The following is a 15146-nucleotide window of genomic DNA, read 5'->3' on the forward strand; positions in this document are numbered from 1 at the left end:
GCCGACGATAATCACCCCTCCGCTATTTCTGCTCATAGAAATCACGCGTTCTCACCCGCCTCGCGCCAGCACAACAGAAGACCTGCTCTGCGCGGCGCGTGCCGGTGACGTCATCAATATCGATGAGTGTTCTATCGGCAGCGGCGGCCAGATTAACAGGCCGGTCCGGTTATATTTATGCATTACGACGGTTTCGACGGGTTATGCGACCGGGAAGGTGGGACACCACACAGCGCATCAGGACATACTAAGTAAGGGACGTGAACTTACGAATTAACAAGAGTTTGCCCTGTTATTGCTGCTGTAAGTCGTTGCGCAAATTTGCGTGAAAAAGCCTGGAAGCACGACACTTTTTTATTTATTACCGGCGGTCTGACTGCATGGGAGACATTCCGGCAGATCGTAATTTTGTCGCACAAAACTAAATAGTGCTCAATTTAGTTAAGCACAACCCTACAGAACCCTCTCCGGCTGCCGATACCGGGTTACACAACGAACTCTTCCGGAAGAACGATGAAAATCTCAACGCGCCTTAGCGCAGGTTTTGGCCTGCTGATTTTGCTGTTTATTATTTGTGCCGGTACCGCGATTCAGGCGCTGAACAGCGCCCGTAATAGCATGGACGAGGTGGTCAATGTCCGGCTGAAAAAGTACCAGACCGTGCTGGATATGCGTGGCGGCGTGCGGGATATGGCCATTGCGGTGCGTAACCTGGCCCTGATGACCGACCCTGTTGCGATGAAGCCAGAATGGGAACGTCTGCAAAAACAGCGGGCGCTTTACATCAGCAATCGTGAAACGCTGTCGCGCATGATGCAGACTGACGCTGGCCCCGCGGGACGCGAGGCGATGAGCAGAATTGAATCTGCTGAAGAGGCCGCGTTATCCACCCTGATGAACGCCGGGAAGCTCGGGCTGGAAAACCGTCAGCAGGAGGTTACCGACTATCTGTTAACCGTAGCGCGTCCTGCGCAGCAGACTCTGCTTAAAGCGATCAACGATCTGACTGAGCTGGAGATGCGCAACAGCCGGGATGCGGTGGTGGAAAACGGGAACGCTATCGCCCGCACCACCTGGATACTGATCATCCTGGCAGCGATCTCCGTGCTGGCTGCGGTCGCCACCTGCGCGTTTATTGTGCGTATGCTGATGCGTCAGCTGGGCGGTGAACCTGTTCAGGCACAGGCGCTGGCTGCCGCGATCGCGGCTGGCGATCTCACCTCCGCAGTTACGCTGCGCGGTGGCGACAGCACCAGCCTGCTTGCTTCGTTAAGCGGTATGCAGACCAATCTTCGCGGGCTGGTAACGCAAATCAAGGATGCTTCCGCTTCGGTGGCGCTGGCGGCCGATGAGATTTCCCAGGGCAACAGTGAGCTGTCATCCCGTACCGAGCAGCAGGCTGCTGCGCTGCAGGAAACCGCAGCCAGCATGGAGCAGCTCACTGCCACGGTAAAAAGCAATGCGGCAGGCGCGCAGCAGACGGCGGGTTCAGCGCGTGAGGCCGCCACACTGGCTCATGCAGGCGAAGCGGATGTTCAGCGCCTGTCAGAAACCATGCATGACATTTCGCTGAGTGCCGTGCGGGTGCGTGACATTACGTCGGTGATTGAGGGCATCGCTTTCCAGACCAATATTCTGGCGCTTAACGCCGCAGTAGAAGCAGCACGTGCCGGGGAAGACGGTCGCGGATTTGCCGTGGTCGCGGGCGAAGTCCGATCGCTGGCCCAGCGCAGCGCCACTGCGGCACGCGACATCAAGCAACTGATTGAGCAGGCGGTGACGCAGGTCGAGGAAGGTGTCACGGTGGCCGCAGGAACGGGTGAGCGCATCCTGAAAATTGTCAGCCGCGTAGGTGAACTGGCCGATGCCATGGACAACCTTTCACTCTCCTCCGGTGAACAGATGCAGGGTATTTCCCAGGTCAGCATTGCGGTGAGTCAGATGGACGGCGTCACGCAGAATAACGCCGCGCTGGTAGAAGAGTCCTCTTCTGCGTCACAGTCCCTGCTGGCGCAGGCGCGCGACCTGCGTGGCATGGTCGGGACCTTCACCGTATGAATCTTCCCGGCGGACACCGTTCCGCCGATACGGCTGATCTTATCAGCCGCATCAGCGGGCTAAAACAGGATGTGGATATTCTGCTGCAGCAGCTCAGCGAAGGGGAGTATCTGAGCGTGGATACCTTCGCCAATAACTGGATACATCTGACCGAGCTTTACAGCCGGATTCAGGCGCACATGAGTGACCGCGCCCTGATGGATAAACTGGTGCGCAGCGACCTGCTACTGGCCGCTGACCTGCTGGCAGTAGGAAGAATGATTGCGGTCATGGATAACTTTCTGCGCTGCGCGGTCATTACCCGATGACCGGATCGTGGCGCTGACAGTGTGCGACATTCGCATCTGCGTTAAACGCTGAAATATTGCGGCAAATATCAGCCGTTTTGCCCCTGGCGCACGTTGTGTGCCAGGGGCTACTCCCGGTTATGTTGACTTCAATTTAATTTGACTCAATACTGAGCCACCTTTCACCCGGAGGCGCAGCCAACGGCTTTTCCTCTCGCCGCGAAAGCGCCTGTAAGTTGGATGTCTGACACCCGACAAGAGATGCTGCCGCAGTCCGCATCTTCCCGATACACGCTTAGCAAGACTCCAGGGCTGACAAGCCGCCGGTGGTCTGGCTCTCCTGCCCCGGACTGAGAATGAGTAAAGATATGAATGATGAAACCGTGGGGATCGCTGATACTTCTCCCGCCAATGCAGCGCCTGAAACCATCGACCAGTTTCTCTGCTTTGCGCTCTACTCCGCATCGCTCGCCATGACAAAGCTCTATCAGTCGCGGCTGAAACCGCTGGGGCTGACCTATCCGCAGTATCTGGTACTGCTGGTGCTGTGGGAAAAAGATGGCCTGACCGTCTCCGATATTGGCGCGCGCGTCCGGCTGGATTCCGGCACGCTCAGTCAGCTTCTGAAGCGGCTGGAGAGCGCAGGCATCATCTGTCGGCAGCGTGACACCGGGAAGGATGAGCGCCGGGTTGTGGTCTCCCTGACGGAACAGGGGCACCAGCTCAAAGTCGCGGCGGCGGGCGTCCCGGCCGATATGGTCTCCGTAATGGATACCGCCTGCAGTGAGCTTGGTGAACTGACGACCCAGGTTGCCACGCTGCGGGAAAAACTGCTTAAGGCCCTGCCATGAAGCTGGCTTTTGATAAACGTGCGGGCAGGCTGAATCACCGAAGCGTTGTCCGTTCAGATGCTTTTCAGCAGAATTGCTGCACTGGAGTTTCTTTTGAGCACCGATAAACCGGCGGATATGGATGATGTCCATGCCGTGGTAGGACAGGCTGTTTCCAGCCTGCTGAAGTCAGGCAAGACGGCAGGCATACAGGAAATCATCGCGTTTCTGAAACAACAGGAAGCGCGATCGGTCAACGGTCAGAGAGAAGTCTACGCCAGAGCCGTTCGTGTCGTGACGAAACTGGTTAACTGACCCTGCCGGGCTGAGCGACGCTTTTAAGATAAGCGTCACATCCGCCGTTCCTTATTCTCCTGTTCGTAACAACGCCGGACCTGGCCCAATGAATCCCTGTTCTTCAGGGCCACGCCTTCACCGGCCCTGTTTATCCGGCCGGTTCAGACGTCGTTATTCGCTATGCGCCGCCCGGGCAACGTCTCTGACGGCGCTTTCAACCCGCTCTGAATCTCTCTGAATGCTGGCGATCACGTCTCCCGCCTCACGCATCAGCAGTACCCCCTGACCGGTGTTCGCCAGCGAAGTTTCAATTCCCCGCAGCACCTCTCTGGCCAGTTGATTATTCCCTGCTACCACCCGCTCAATCTCTTCGGTCGCACTGCTGACGCTGGCCGCCAGGCTGCGAACCTCTGCCGCCACGACGGCAAAGCTGCGGCCCGACGTGCCTGCGCGCGCCGCTTCAATGGCGGCATTCAGTGCAATAAGGCGGGTCTGCATGGCAAAGCGCCGGATGGTTTCAACCATGCCATCAATGCTGTCAGACTGGCTGTTCAGGCGCGTGACGTCTGCCGACACCACGCTCATCTCTTCAGCAATCCGGCTGATCATCTGAATGCTGTTGTCGATAACATCCGCGCCCGCCTGTGCACTTCCCCGCGTCTGGACAGCCATGTTCCAGGCATTTAACGCCGCGTCATATTCCTGCTGATTACGCAGCACCTGTTCCGTCACATCGGTGGCGAATTTAACAATTTTAGTAAGCTGTCCATCGCTGTTGAATACCGGATTGTAAGTGGCCCTGAGCCAGAGCGGTTCGCCACGCCGGTTAAGACGGGGAAACTGGCCTGAAAAGAACTCGCCCTGATTCAGCCTCAACCAGAACTGCCGGTACTCCTCACTCTGAGAGAGTTCATCCGAACAGAAAAGCCGGTGATGCTTTCCTGTGACTTCAGCAGCCTGATAGCCGGTAGCCTTAAGGAAGTTATCATTTGCCTCCAGCACGTGGCCGTCAGGACTAAAGGCGATCACGGCCATGGAGCGGCTGATCGCATTGATAATCGACTCCTGCTCCAGTGATGACTGCATTCTCTCTGAAATATCCGCGGCTATTTTCACGATTTTGAATACCCGTCCGCGCCGGTCAGTCACCGGAATATAGCTCGCCTCCAGCCAGACTGGCCGCATGCCGTTAGCCAGCCGCAGATATTTATCACTGAAGCTTTCACCTGCCGCCAGACGCTGCCAGAAACGACGATATTCTGGCGAGTTCACCAGCGCGGGCGGACAGAACATGCTGTGGTGCTGACCGACAATTTCGTCCGCCCGGTATCCCATGGCCGCCAGAAAGAGCGGGCTGGCTTTCTGAATAATGCCCTCAGGCGTGAACTCAATCACGGGCATAGCGCGCCCCAGCGATCGGAATGACGCGGCGGCGTGCAGGCCACGCTGACGGAGAAAAGAAGGGACAAGATATTTCAGTAAACTCAGGCGCATCAGCAGGACCAGTAAGCGGTGGAATTGCTTTTGTTATCGGCATTTTGCCGGCGTCCCTTACGCATCGCTGCAATAGTTGCGGCTGATGATTGCAACATGATGTTACTACTGACACATAAGCCTGACGTTAGCCTGTGATCACTTCTGGTGGACGTGCCATGCACCGCGCCGGCCGGATTTACCCGCCAGAGCGCCGTGCTGGCAGGTGTCCGCTAGAGCGCCGTGCCGGTGGGTGCCATTAAATCGTAACGATCGTTCTGTGGGGATGCATCCATGGCCATCGGCGGCTCAATTTTCAGGGTGATCCAGTTAGAGGTGACACGCTGCTGTTTGCTGTCCTCAAGGGTGACCGACAGCCGGTATTCGTTGCTGGCGTCTGGCGACGGATCCCACTGCGGTAAGATCACACTCCAGCCCTGCGGATCGGCGTTATTAGCCGGTGGCGTCAGGCTCAGCGCCTGCGTGTTACCCTGCCAGCTTACTGCCTTGATGTCATTGCTGGCGCGCACCTGCAGCTTCAGCGGCAGGCTCTCGCCACTGCTTAACTGCCAGGGAGGTGTCGCCAGGAACACCGACAGCGTTTTACGCTGACGGAATGCGAGCACCGGCGTATCGCTGCGGGTCACGGTATCGTAACGGCTGCCGCGCAGGGAGCGCGCTTCCGCGACGTTACCGGCATCAAGCTGACGGCTAAGCGCCACGCCAAAGCGGTAGTTCAGTTTCAGCCCCAGCTGATCCTGGCTTTCACCGGCACTGCTGGTTTTGTGGGTGGCAGACAGCGTCACCAGCGGCACCGGCGTGTAAGAGAGGCCAAACGACATAGCGGAGGGATTGTGATAGCGGTTGCCGCTGTTAAACAGATCGACATTCTCACCCAGATATTGCTGATAGCTCACCGAGACGCCCAGCTGACGATAAAAGGGCAGATAGCTCTGGCTGGTGATGTCATAGCCGCGCGCCATGCGCTGCTGCTGCGAGTTGCCCAGATTTTTCCAGCCGGAAAGCGGCTGATAGTAGTTGGCAGAGAAACGCATCGAATCACTCCAGGCCTCAGTCCCCACCGAGGCGCGCTGCAGTCCGCTGCTGAAGACATGATCGACAAAGCCGTTGTAGCCCAGCAGCCAGTTACCGGCGTCCCAGCGTTGTCCCAGTCCCGCATTGCCGACCAGACCCTCGCCGGTATCATGCAGGCCAAGCTGGCTGAAGGTAAGCAGGCTGTTCTCGTCGGCCAGTGCGCTGAAGAGATCGCCGCCCGTGCCGGCAAAGTTGCCGTTCATGTCGACTTTCAGATCGAGCTGCGCGGTGCCGTAAGGGGAAAGCAGTGACTGCCCTTCACTCTCGACCCGGTCGGCCACTTCATCGCGCAGATGATTGAAGGCCCAGACGCCCGCCTGCTGGCCAAACGTCACATTGCTGTCGCTGTTGTTACTCGCCTCACCGATGCTTTTTGCCACGGCTGCCAGCTTTTTGCTCCACGCTTCATCCTCGTCGCGGGTGCTGCCAAGCGTCGGCAGCGACTCACTGTAGCGCGCAGGATTGTCGAACGGCGTTTCTGACACTGCCGTTTCAGTCTGAAACGCGCGGGCGCTCTGCAAGGCAGAGAGCGACAGCGCAATCAAAGAGAGAACCCCTGTTTTCCGTATCATGTCACCCGGCACGTTGATTGATTTGTTGCTGCGATAAAGTCAAATTCATTGACAGTTACCTTAACATATTGTGACGGCGATGCAGGACAGCAGAGGAAAATTGTGCATATACCAGAAAAGTCTGGCACAAAAAAAGGCCTGCTGTGCAGCAGGCCCGGGGTTATCTCTGGCATCCTCAGGAGAAGATTAAGCCGCCATCCACGTTAATTGTCTGTCCGGTGATATAGCGCGCATCGTCTGAAGCCAGAAACGCCACCAGCCCGGCCACATCCTCCGGCTGACCGGCACGCTTCAGCGGAATGTTTTTCACCCACTCCGCCATCAGCTCACCTTTGCCGTAGGTTTTCTCCTCGCTGCTGAGGATCTCGCCCCAGACGCGATCGTTGTAATCCCACATCTCACTCTCAATGATGCCGGGACAGAAGGCGTTGACCGTAATGTCCCACGGTGCCAGCTCCAGCGCCAGACTCTGCGTAATGCCGATGATCCCCATTTTGCTGGCGGCATAGTGCGGCGTGTAGATAAAGCCCTGTCGTCCCTGCCCGGATGAAGTGTTAATCAGACTGCCGCTGCCCTGCTTCACCATATATTTCGCCGCTTCACGACAGCAGAGCCAGACGGCAGTGGTGTTCACGGCCAGAATCCGTTCAAAGTCGCTTTTCGGCATGGTGTCGAAGCGGTCAATGGTGATCACGCCAGCATTCTGAATCGAGACGTCAATCTGACCAAAGCGTTCAAAGGCCTGCTGATAGAGCTGCTGCACCGCCGCTTCATCTGTGACGTCGACCTGCAGCGCCAGAATCTCACTGCCATACTGCTGCGAAAGCTGGTCAGCGGTGGCAAAGACCCGATCGGCATTCGACACCATCACCAGCCTGGCCCCATCGCGGGCGAATCGCGCCGCGATCCCGGCACCGATGCCGCGACAGGCACCGGTAATCACTACTGTTTTTCCACGTTGTTCGCGGCTCATAATCGCTCCTGTTAACTGTGACGGATATCAGTGAGAGGCACTGCCTGCTGCTTTTTTTCATGGCGACGCAGCAGCACCACTTTGCTTTGCAGACGTTGCTGGAACTGGTCGATCACGACGGCTGTGACAATCACCAGACCTTTAATCACCATCTGCCAGAAATCGCTGACGCCCATCATCACCATGCCATCCGCCAGGAAGACGATCACGAACGCGCCAATAATCGAGCCGGACACCCGCCCACGCCCGCCCGCCAGCGCCGTGCCGCCCAGCACCGTGGCACCGATGGCGTCCATCTCAAACATGTTGCCGGTCATCGGGTGTGCGGTCTGCAACTGAGACGCCACCACCAGCCCGACCAGACCAGCGCAGAGGCCGGAAAAGGCGTAAACAAAAATTTTCACTTTGATAATCGGCACGCCCGCCAGCCGCGCGGCGGACTCATTGCCGCCAATGGCGTAGATGTAACGGCCCAGCGGGGTTTTGCGCGTCAGGTAGAGGCCAAGCAGTAAGAAGCCGAGCATCAGCCAGATCGGCAGATACACGCCCAGCACGGTACCGGAACCCAGCAGGGCAAAACCGGTGTTGCCCAGCGCGGGCATCCCGACCAGATTGGCGTAGGTGCCGCCGTCGTTGAACAGCAGTGCCGCACCGCGCGCCACATACATCATGCCCAGGGTACAGATAAAGGGGGCCACGCCCAGTCGGGTGATCACCGTGCCGTTAATCAGCCCCACCAGCACGCCAAAGATCGCCACCACCAGAATCACTTCAGGCACGTTGAGAAACAGCGTATTGCCGCCCCATAACGGAATGCCACTGGTCAGCAGCGCACCCGCCACCATGCCGCAAATCCCGGCGACCGCGCCTACCGAGAGATCGATACCGCCGGTGAGGATCACCAGCGTCATCCCTATCGCCAGCAGCCCGGTAATGGCGACGTGCTGCGTCATAATCAGCAGGTTAGAGGGGGTCAGAAAGTTCGGCACCATCACGCTGAAGAAGCCGACCACAATCAGCAACGCAATAAAGGTGCGCGCCTTGAGCAGGTACATATAAAGCAGATATTTTTGGTTCATGACATTCTCCGGCCAGCTTAGCCCAATGGGCCAGGCGCTTAATCCTGCGGGGTTGATGCCGCGATCAGATGTTCTCTCGTTGCCGCTGCGCGGGGCAGATCGGCCGTTATCCGGCCATCGGCCATCACTAAAATGCGGTCCGCCAGCGCCATCACCTCATCCAGCTCTGACGATGAGAACATCACGGCCAGCCCCTGTTGCGCCAGATTGCCAATCAGGTGATAGACGTCGGTTTTGGCACCGACATCGATGCCGCGCGTCGGCTCATCCAGCAGTACCACCTGCGGCCCGGTCATCAGCGCCTTACCCAGCACCACCTTCTGCTGATTACCGCCACTCAGCGCCGTGACCGGCAGATCGGGATCGCTGACTTTAATCGCCAGATGGCCGATCATCTCACTGACCCGCTGCTGCTCCCGCCCCGGATTCAGCAGCCCCAGCGCCCGACGAAAACCGCGCAGGCTGAAGTCAGAAAGCGTCATGTTGGCAGTAACCGACATCAGTTCAATCACCCCTTCGCCTTTACGATCTTCGGGCACCAGCGCGATGCCGCTTTTCAGCCGCTGCTGAAAACTGCGTTTCGCCAGATCCTTACCGGACAGCCGGACCCGGCCCGACTGACAGGACATCAGCCCAATCAGCCCCTTAAACAGCTCCGTGCGTCCCGCGCCCAGCAGGCCATAAATGCCGATCACCTCGCCTTTACGCAGGCTGAAACTGACCTCATTCAGCTTGTAGCCGCCGTTCTGATGCAGCGCGGTCAGCCCCTCAACCTCCAGCACCGTTTCCCCTTGTGGCGCAGGCTGATAGTCGAACTGTTTTTTCTTATCGCCCACCATCTGGGCGATAATCCACGGCACGCTGGCGTCGCGCACCTCGCGCTCACTGATAAAGCGCCCATCGCGGAAAATGGTGATGTGATCGCCAATCTCCATCAGCTCTTCCAGCCGGTGTGAGATATAGATAATGGTGACGCCGCGCCGCTTTAGCTGGTCGATGACATTGAACAGCACTTTCACTTCCGACTGGCTCAGGGCGCTGGTGGGTTCATCCATGATCAACACCCGGGTATCCTTCGACAGCGCCCTGGCAATCTCCACCAGCTGCTGATGCCCGATGCCCAGCTCGCCCAGCGGCGCATAGGGATCAACATCAAGCTGCAGCCGCTGCAGTAGCGACTTCGCCAGCGCGTACTGATACTTTTCATTGATGACGCCGCGCTGGAAAAACTCGTTGGCGATAAAAATGTTGTCCATCACGTTCATGTTGGGAAACAGATTCAGCTCCTGGAAAATGATGCTGATCCCCTGCTTCTCCGCCTGATGGGTGGAGTTCAGCGAGACCACCTGGCCATCCAGCAGGATCTCGCCCGACGACGGCGTTTCCACCCCGGCCAGCATCTTCATCATGGTGGACTTACCGGCCCCGTTCTCCCCAATCAGCACATTCACTTTGTTGCGATAAACGCGATAGCTGACCTGATCGAGCGCGGTCACACCAGGATAGAGACGCGACACGTTGCGCGTTTCGATAATCACGTCGCCGGACGTTTGCGGTTGCGGATTTTGCATCTGCCGCTCCTTATTGCCGGGTGATGGCAGCCGGAGTGATATCCGGCAGCTGTTGCGGAATGTCCCAGCTGCTGAACACGCCAGCAACACTCACTTTGTCGCCGACCTTCGGCGCGAACTGCTGCATCAGGGTTGAGGCGTGCTGGTTGATCGCCTTGCCGTAATCACCAAACAGCACCTGATCGTTGAAGTCCTGATAGCTCGCGCCTTTATAGACATCGCGCAACGCCGTGCCACGAATGATTGGCCCGACCTGGATAGTGACACTGTCACCTGATTCATCCTTCACGGTCATCTTTCCGCTGCGGGAAGTGGTATTAACAGCCGTTACCTCGCCGCGAACGGAAACGCTGAAGACACAGGGATTCTCAGCCTGACTGCGATAGCCGTAGGTCTGGCAGGCGCTGTCAAAGTCTTTGGCAGATTGCAGCGACGACATCAGCGTCGCCAGCGGTTTAGCCTCGGCCCGGACCTGCGGCACCAGCTTCTGCTGCCAGAGCTGGTCGATGTTGGCCATCTTCGGATTGGGGGGATTCTTCAGGTCAGCCAGCTCCTGCTGCGACACAATTTTGCAGCCACCTGACAGCATGACCACCAGCGTCAGCCAGACTCTTCGTGACATCTTCTTCTCCCTGGCGCCCGCTTTCGCAGGCGCGGCAGCGGTTAATTACGACTTGTAGTTAAAGTCCTGGACGCCTTTGGCGTTTTCCGGAGTAATCAGAATGCCGCGGAACATCACCCGCTGTTTTTCCGGCTTCACGCCTTTCTGAATGAAGTTATCGAGATCGGTCACACCTTCGGCGGCGATCGCCTGGGCCTGCAGCATCACCGTGGCTTTCAGCGTGCCTGCTTTCACCGCATCGCGTTCATCATTGCTGCCATCAATCCCTACCACGATCACATCGTTGCGACCGGCGGCCTTGAGTGCCGCAATCGCGCCCAGCGCGACCGGACCGTTACCGCAGATCACCCCTTTCACATCGGGATGCGCCTGCAGGATGCTGTCCATGATGCGCTTGCCGTCGATCAGAGTGCCTTTGGCATCCTGACGCGCCACGCTCTGCATATCGGGATATTGATCCAGCACCTGATGGAACGATTTTGAGCGGGTCACACAGTTATTGTCGGCCAGGTTACAGGCGAGCTCGGCGTATTTGCCTTTTTCCCCCATCTTCTCGACAAAGACGTTGGCCACATCGGAACCCGCCTGGAAGTTGTTGTGGGTGATCTGCGCCAGCGCCACGTCATCCACCGGGATTTCACGGTTGATCAGCACCACCGGAATCCCGGCATCTTTGGCTTTTTTGATCGCCGCCACGCTGGCGGTGGAGTCGGCGTTATCCAGCACGATACCCTGCACTTTCTTACCAATAGCGGCGTCGATCAGTTCGCTCTGCTTCTTCACATCTTCGCCGTGCGACAGCACCGTGGTTTTGTACCCCAGCGCCTGTGCTTTGAGATTGGCGCCTTTGGCTTCAGAGGCGTAGTAGGGATTATCGAGTGAGTTAACCAGAATCATAATGGTGCCTTTTTCGGCGGCCAACGCCGCCTGAGAAACCAGACAGGCAGCCACGGCAGTGCACAGCAGGGTACGGTTTTTCATGATGTTCTCTCTTATCGTTATGGCAGGGTATGAAGTCCCGGGTGTTGGGTTGGCCTTACCAGATGGTGAAGCCACCATCGATCATCAAATCTGCGCCGGTAATCATGTCGCTGCCGTTGCTGGCGAAGAACAGCACGGCGGCGGCGATCTCATCGGTATAGGCAAAGCGACCGAGCGGAATCAGCTTTTTCATCTGCTCGCCTTTCTCGCCGCGCCAGGCTTTCTCGCCCATCGGCGTCAGTACCACGGTGGGCGACAGGGTATTCACGTTGATGCGGTGCGGAGCAAACTCTTTGGCCATCACTTTGGTCATGCCCAGCAGGCCCGCTTTGGCGGAGGTGTAGGCGACATGGTTGTCGATCGCGATGGACGCCGCCTGGGAGGCGATATTAATAATCTTGCCGCCCGCACCGGCACGAATCATCAGCCGTGCGGCCGCCTGCGAGCAGAGGAAAGGTCCGGTGAGATTTACCGCGATCTGCTTCTGCCACTCGGCAAAATCAGTCTCAATCACCGGCTGCAGCATCACGTAGCCTGCGCAGTTGACCAGGATATCGATCCGGCCATAGTGGGCAACCACCGCGTCAAACGCCTCTTCCACCGACGCGGGATCGGTAACGTCACAGCAGACAAACTGCACCCGATCGGCCGCGAAGTCCGCCTGCAGACTGGCAACTTTCTCTGCTTCAAATGGCGGATAGAGCAGTGCCAGACGCGCGCCCTTCTCCAGCAGCATGCCATTGGTCGCCATCGCGATGCCGCCCAGCCCGCCGGTCACCACCGCCACCTTACCGGCCAGGTTCATTGCGGTATCCACGCCGTAGCGCAGGTTTACGTCATATTCACCACTCATCCCACTCTTCCCCTCATTTTTTTGCTGATGCCGCTGACTCAATCATTTTCGAACAAAAATATAAGCTATCGAAAAGAAATGATATGTGGGGCAGATCAAATTTCGACCATCTGCCGTTCAAAGCGGCTTATCTGATTGAAAAGACGTGATCTAGCTTCCAGTCCCGAAATAAAGCCTGCCGACTGCAATCCGGTAACCCTGAGAGATTCAATAACCTGCGGATTATTTGTTTTCGTTCGAAAATCAAAGGCAATTCAGGTCATCTCGCATTCATAAAAATGGCGCGTTAAACTCAGCCACAGAGACCGTGTTCGCCCAAGCCATCAGGTTACTGGAAAAGGGAGCATTTCGATTGAAAAGCAAAAGTGAGCAGTTCGCTGACATGCAGCAACGCCGCGAGAAAATTCTGGAGATGATCCGTGAGGATGGGACGGTCACGGTCAAAGCGCTGACCGAGACCTTTGGACTGACTGAAGCCACATTACGCAGCGACCTGCGCATGCTGCAAAAACAGGGGTTTGTGCAGCGCTATCACGGTGGCGCAACGCTGATGACGGGCAAGCAGAATACCGGCGCGATGCTGCTGGAGCGGCAGACCCATCTGGAGGAGAAAGAGGCGATTGGCCGACTGGCGGCGCAGCATATCGAAAATGGCGACACGGTGATTTTCGATTCCGGTACCACCACCACCGCGATTACCGACGCCATCAGCCATATCCGCCGCTTATCAGTGGTGACCACCGCGGTCAATATCGCCCTGAAACTGGGCGGCGAGCCGGGCATCAATATCCTGCTGACCGGCGGCACCTTTAAATTTCCGACGCTCTCCACCTCGGGCGAGAAGGCGGCCAGTTTTTTTGAAAATGTGCTGGCCGAAAAACTCTTTCTGGCCACCGCCTGCATCTCACCGCGTCTGGGCCTGAGCTTTCCCAGTGAAACGGACATTAAAGTCAAACTGGCGATGATCAAATCCGCCAGCACGGTTTACGTGGTGGCGGACTCCAGCAAAATCGACAAGGTGTCGATGTTCGCGCTGCCCTGTGACTGGAGCAACATCCACTATCTGATCACCGACAGCGGCATCAGCGCCGCGCAGGTTAAAGCGTTTGAAGCCTTAGGCGTGAAAGTGCTGGTGGCCCCGCTGCCGCTGAAGCGGGCGATGTAATTGAGCATCATATGCGAGCCAGGGAGGCGACCCAGCCCGCAGGGATGCGGGATTCTTTAGCGGTCAGGCAGGCTTTTCCTGCACGACGCACCGTCCTGCCGCAACATCATTACCAGACTCACCTGAACCCTGAGCTACATCACCTGGATACACTCTGTATTGTGGCAACCTGAATCTCTAATGTGTATCGGAGACGATTTAAATGATTCGAGGAAATGTCCGGCGCTGGGGTAATTCTCCAGCGATACGCATCCCGGCGACATTAATGCAGGCACTCAATCTTAGTATTGATGACGAAATCAAAATCTATCTGGTTGAAGGAAAACTCATCATTGAGCCTGTAAAACAGGAAATGAGCTCTTCTCTTACAATGCTGCTTAAAGGCGTGACAGATGAAAATCTGCACGGCCATATCGCGTGGGGAGAACCTGTCGGCAAGGAGATTTGGTAAATGCTGAGTCGTTTGGTCCTGATACATTTGTCTGATGTAAAGAAGAACCCGCTCAGGAAAATATCAGTTATATCAGTCGGTTACATGATTAATGGGCGTTACGACCGGCAAAGACAGCTCAATCAGACACGAACCTCAGGAACCGGCAAGTGAGGAGAATGGAAAACCGGTTGCCTGAACGACGCTGCGAAGCGTTTTCAGGGTTGGATTACCGGTCGGAGAGAGTGTGCGATAGAGCGATTCACGCGAGACGCCGGCTTTCCGGGCAACCGTGGCCATTCCTCCCCGAGCCTCGACAACATGGCGTAACGCCAGTAAAAAAGCTTCCTGACCACCCTCTTCGTCAATATCCAGAAATGCCTGATGCAGATAAGCCTGAGCAAACTCCGGATCTTCCCGAAGAGCATCTACCATGACGTCATCATATAAACGTTCTTTAGCCACACATCACCTCTTTAAATAATCTTTAAGGCAATCAATAGCCTCATTGATATCAGCATCCTGCGTTCGTTTATCACCCGCCATAAGCAACAAAATTATCTCCCCGGCAACAAGGCTGTAATAAACGCGATAGCCGGCCCCCTGATCAATTCGCAACTCCCAAACCCCATCCCGACAGGGCTTGTGATCGCCAAAGTTATCAGAGGCCATCCGGTTAATCCGGGAAGCAATTTTCGCTTTCGCAATGGGATCACGGAGCTTTTTAAAAAACTCAGCATACAGATCCTGTCCATCTGCGGTGATGTAAGTCCTTATTGTTTTCATCGGAGATGACTTTAGCTTAAAAGCTACAGTTCAGCTACATTTTTAAACTCACATCACCCGCACCAATGCCACCC

16 protein-coding genes are annotated in these 15146 nt (G+C 56.7%); 6 read left to right on the top strand and 10 right to left on the bottom strand.

Annotated features, from left to right (window positions below; translation table 11 throughout):
* Window positions 1-513: 513 nt before the first annotated feature.
* The 4 genes from EGO56_RS10865 to EGO56_RS10880 all read left to right on the top strand — a co-directional run bounded on the left by EGO56_RS10865 (window position 514) and on the right by EGO56_RS10880 (window position 3490).
* Window positions 514-2058 (top strand): methyl-accepting chemotaxis protein, encoded by a 1545-nt coding sequence (locus EGO56_RS10865; RefSeq protein ID WP_135909049.1) that lies wholly within the window; start codon window positions 514-516, stop codon window positions 2056-2058.
* The gene (locus tag EGO56_RS10870) at window positions 2055-2366 is read left to right on the top strand and encodes a hypothetical protein (protein WP_135909051.1); all 312 of its coding nucleotides are present in this window, start codon (window positions 2055-2057) and stop codon (window positions 2364-2366) included. Before EGO56_RS10865 ends, EGO56_RS10870 begins: the two co-directional genes overlap by 4 nt.
* A 335-nt stretch (window positions 2367-2701) precedes the next feature.
* Window positions 2702-3196 (top strand): MarR family winged helix-turn-helix transcriptional regulator, encoded by a 495-nt coding sequence (locus EGO56_RS10875; protein ID WP_135909053.1) that lies wholly within the window; start codon window positions 2702-2704, stop codon window positions 3194-3196.
* Between the two features lie 93 nt (window positions 3197-3289).
* Window positions 3290-3490, top strand: coding sequence for a hypothetical protein (locus EGO56_RS10880; RefSeq protein WP_226892928.1), 201 nt, complete (start codon window positions 3290-3292; stop codon window positions 3488-3490).
* Window positions 3491-3643: 153 nt separating this feature from the next.
* Here the strand turns inward: EGO56_RS10880 and EGO56_RS10885 are convergent, their stop codons facing one another.
* The 8 genes from EGO56_RS10885 to EGO56_RS10920 all read right to left on the bottom strand — a co-directional run bounded on the left by EGO56_RS10885 (window position 3644) and on the right by EGO56_RS10920 (window position 12691).
* A complete protein-coding gene (locus EGO56_RS10885) occupies window positions 3644-4966 on the bottom strand; it encodes a methyl-accepting chemotaxis protein (protein WP_185948858.1) in 1323 nt (440 codons plus the stop codon).
* 212 nt (window positions 4967-5178) lie between these two features.
* Window positions 5179-6612, bottom strand: coding sequence for a YchO/YchP family invasin (locus EGO56_RS10890; protein ID WP_185948859.1), 1434 nt, complete (start codon window positions 6610-6612; stop codon window positions 5179-5181).
* Between the two features lie 175 nt (window positions 6613-6787).
* Window positions 6788-7585, bottom strand: a complete 798-nt coding sequence (locus EGO56_RS10895; RefSeq protein ID WP_135909055.1) for a glucose 1-dehydrogenase — start codon at window positions 7583-7585, stop codon at window positions 6788-6790.
* A gap of 11 nt (window positions 7586-7596) precedes the next feature.
* The gene (locus tag EGO56_RS10900) at window positions 7597-8664 is read right to left on the bottom strand and encodes an ABC transporter permease (RefSeq protein WP_013357650.1); all 1068 of its coding nucleotides are present in this window, start codon (window positions 8662-8664) and stop codon (window positions 7597-7599) included.
* A 38-nt stretch (window positions 8665-8702) separates the two neighbouring features.
* Window positions 8703-10235: a sugar ABC transporter ATP-binding protein gene (locus tag EGO56_RS10905; RefSeq protein WP_135909057.1), complete on the bottom strand. Its 1533-nt coding sequence runs from the start codon at window positions 10233-10235 to the stop codon at window positions 8703-8705.
* A gap of 10 nt (window positions 10236-10245) precedes the next feature.
* Entirely contained in the window at window positions 10246-10857 is a 612-nt protein-coding gene (locus tag EGO56_RS10910) for a DUF2291 family protein (RefSeq protein WP_135909059.1), read from the bottom strand.
* A 45-nt stretch (window positions 10858-10902) separates the two neighbouring features.
* Window positions 10903-11838 (bottom strand): D-ribose ABC transporter substrate-binding protein, encoded by a 936-nt coding sequence (locus EGO56_RS10915; protein WP_033732417.1) that lies wholly within the window; start codon window positions 11836-11838, stop codon window positions 10903-10905.
* Window positions 11839-11893: 55 nt separating this feature from the next.
* The gene (locus tag EGO56_RS10920) at window positions 11894-12691 is read right to left on the bottom strand and encodes a GolD/DthD family dehydrogenase (protein WP_135909061.1); all 798 of its coding nucleotides are present in this window, start codon (window positions 12689-12691) and stop codon (window positions 11894-11896) included.
* Between the two features lie 352 nt (window positions 12692-13043).
* Between EGO56_RS10920 and EGO56_RS10925 the strand changes: the two genes are divergently transcribed.
* Window positions 13044-13856, top strand: a complete 813-nt coding sequence (locus tag EGO56_RS10925) for a DeoR/GlpR family DNA-binding transcription regulator (RefSeq protein WP_095707297.1) — start codon at window positions 13044-13046, stop codon at window positions 13854-13856.
* 202 nt (window positions 13857-14058) lie between these two features.
* The gene (gene mazE / locus EGO56_RS10930; RefSeq protein WP_135909062.1) at window positions 14059-14307 is read left to right on the top strand and encodes a type II toxin-antitoxin system antitoxin MazE; all 249 of its coding nucleotides are present in this window, start codon (window positions 14059-14061) and stop codon (window positions 14305-14307) included.
* 135 nt (window positions 14308-14442) lie between these two features.
* Here mazE and EGO56_RS10935 read toward each other — a convergent pair whose 3' ends face one another.
* Together EGO56_RS10935 and EGO56_RS10940 are read right to left on the bottom strand one after the other, a co-directional pair.
* Complete coding sequence (locus EGO56_RS10935) at window positions 14443-14751, bottom strand: addiction module antidote protein (RefSeq protein WP_185948860.1); 309 nt, start codon at window positions 14749-14751, stop codon at window positions 14443-14445.
* A gap of 3 nt (window positions 14752-14754) precedes the next feature.
* Window positions 14755-15072, bottom strand: a complete 318-nt coding sequence (locus tag EGO56_RS10940) for a type II toxin-antitoxin system RelE/ParE family toxin (RefSeq protein ID WP_135909064.1) — start codon at window positions 15070-15072, stop codon at window positions 14755-14757.
* Window positions 15073-15146: the final 74 nt, after the last annotated feature.

This window comes from Pantoea vagans, from assembly GCF_004792415.1.
Classification (GTDB): domain Bacteria; phylum Pseudomonadota; class Gammaproteobacteria; order Enterobacterales; family Enterobacteriaceae; genus Pantoea; species Pantoea vagans.

Excerpts from the sequence above, each read along its gene's own strand:
- EGO56_RS10890 (WP_185948859.1), bottom strand. The coding sequence starts at position 6,612 with ATGATACGGAAAACAGGGGTTCTCTCTTTGATTGCGCTGTCGCTCTCT.
- EGO56_RS10900 (WP_013357650.1), bottom strand. The coding sequence starts at position 8,664 with ATGAACCAAAAATATCTGCTTTATATGTACCTGCTCAAGGCGCGCACC.
- EGO56_RS10940 (WP_135909064.1), bottom strand. The coding sequence starts at position 15,072 with ATGAAAACAATAAGGACTTACATCACCGCAGATGGACAGGATCTGTAT.
- mazE (WP_135909062.1), top strand. The coding sequence starts at position 14,059 with ATGATTCGAGGAAATGTCCGGCGCTGGGGTAATTCTCCAGCGATACGC.
- EGO56_RS10885 (WP_185948858.1), bottom strand. The coding sequence starts at position 4,966 with ATGCGCCTGAGTTTACTGAAATATCTTGTCCCTTCTTTTCTCCGTCAG.
- EGO56_RS10865 (WP_135909049.1), top strand. The coding sequence starts at position 514 with ATGAAAATCTCAACGCGCCTTAGCGCAGGTTTTGGCCTGCTGATTTTG.
- EGO56_RS10905 (WP_135909057.1), bottom strand. The coding sequence starts at position 10,235 with ATGCAAAATCCGCAACCGCAAACGTCCGGCGACGTGATTATCGAAACG.
- EGO56_RS10920 (WP_135909061.1), bottom strand. The coding sequence starts at position 12,691 with ATGAGTGGTGAATATGACGTAAACCTGCGCTACGGCGTGGATACCGCA.
- EGO56_RS10915 (WP_033732417.1), bottom strand. The coding sequence starts at position 11,838 with ATGAAAAACCGTACCCTGCTGTGCACTGCCGTGGCTGCCTGTCTGGTT.
- EGO56_RS10870 (WP_135909051.1), top strand. The coding sequence starts at position 2,055 with ATGAATCTTCCCGGCGGACACCGTTCCGCCGATACGGCTGATCTTATC.
- EGO56_RS10875 (WP_135909053.1), top strand. The coding sequence starts at position 2,702 with ATGAGTAAAGATATGAATGATGAAACCGTGGGGATCGCTGATACTTCT.
- EGO56_RS10895 (WP_135909055.1), bottom strand. The coding sequence starts at position 7,585 with ATGAGCCGCGAACAACGTGGAAAAACAGTAGTGATTACCGGTGCCTGT.
- EGO56_RS10910 (WP_135909059.1), bottom strand. The coding sequence starts at position 10,857 with ATGTCACGAAGAGTCTGGCTGACGCTGGTGGTCATGCTGTCAGGTGGC.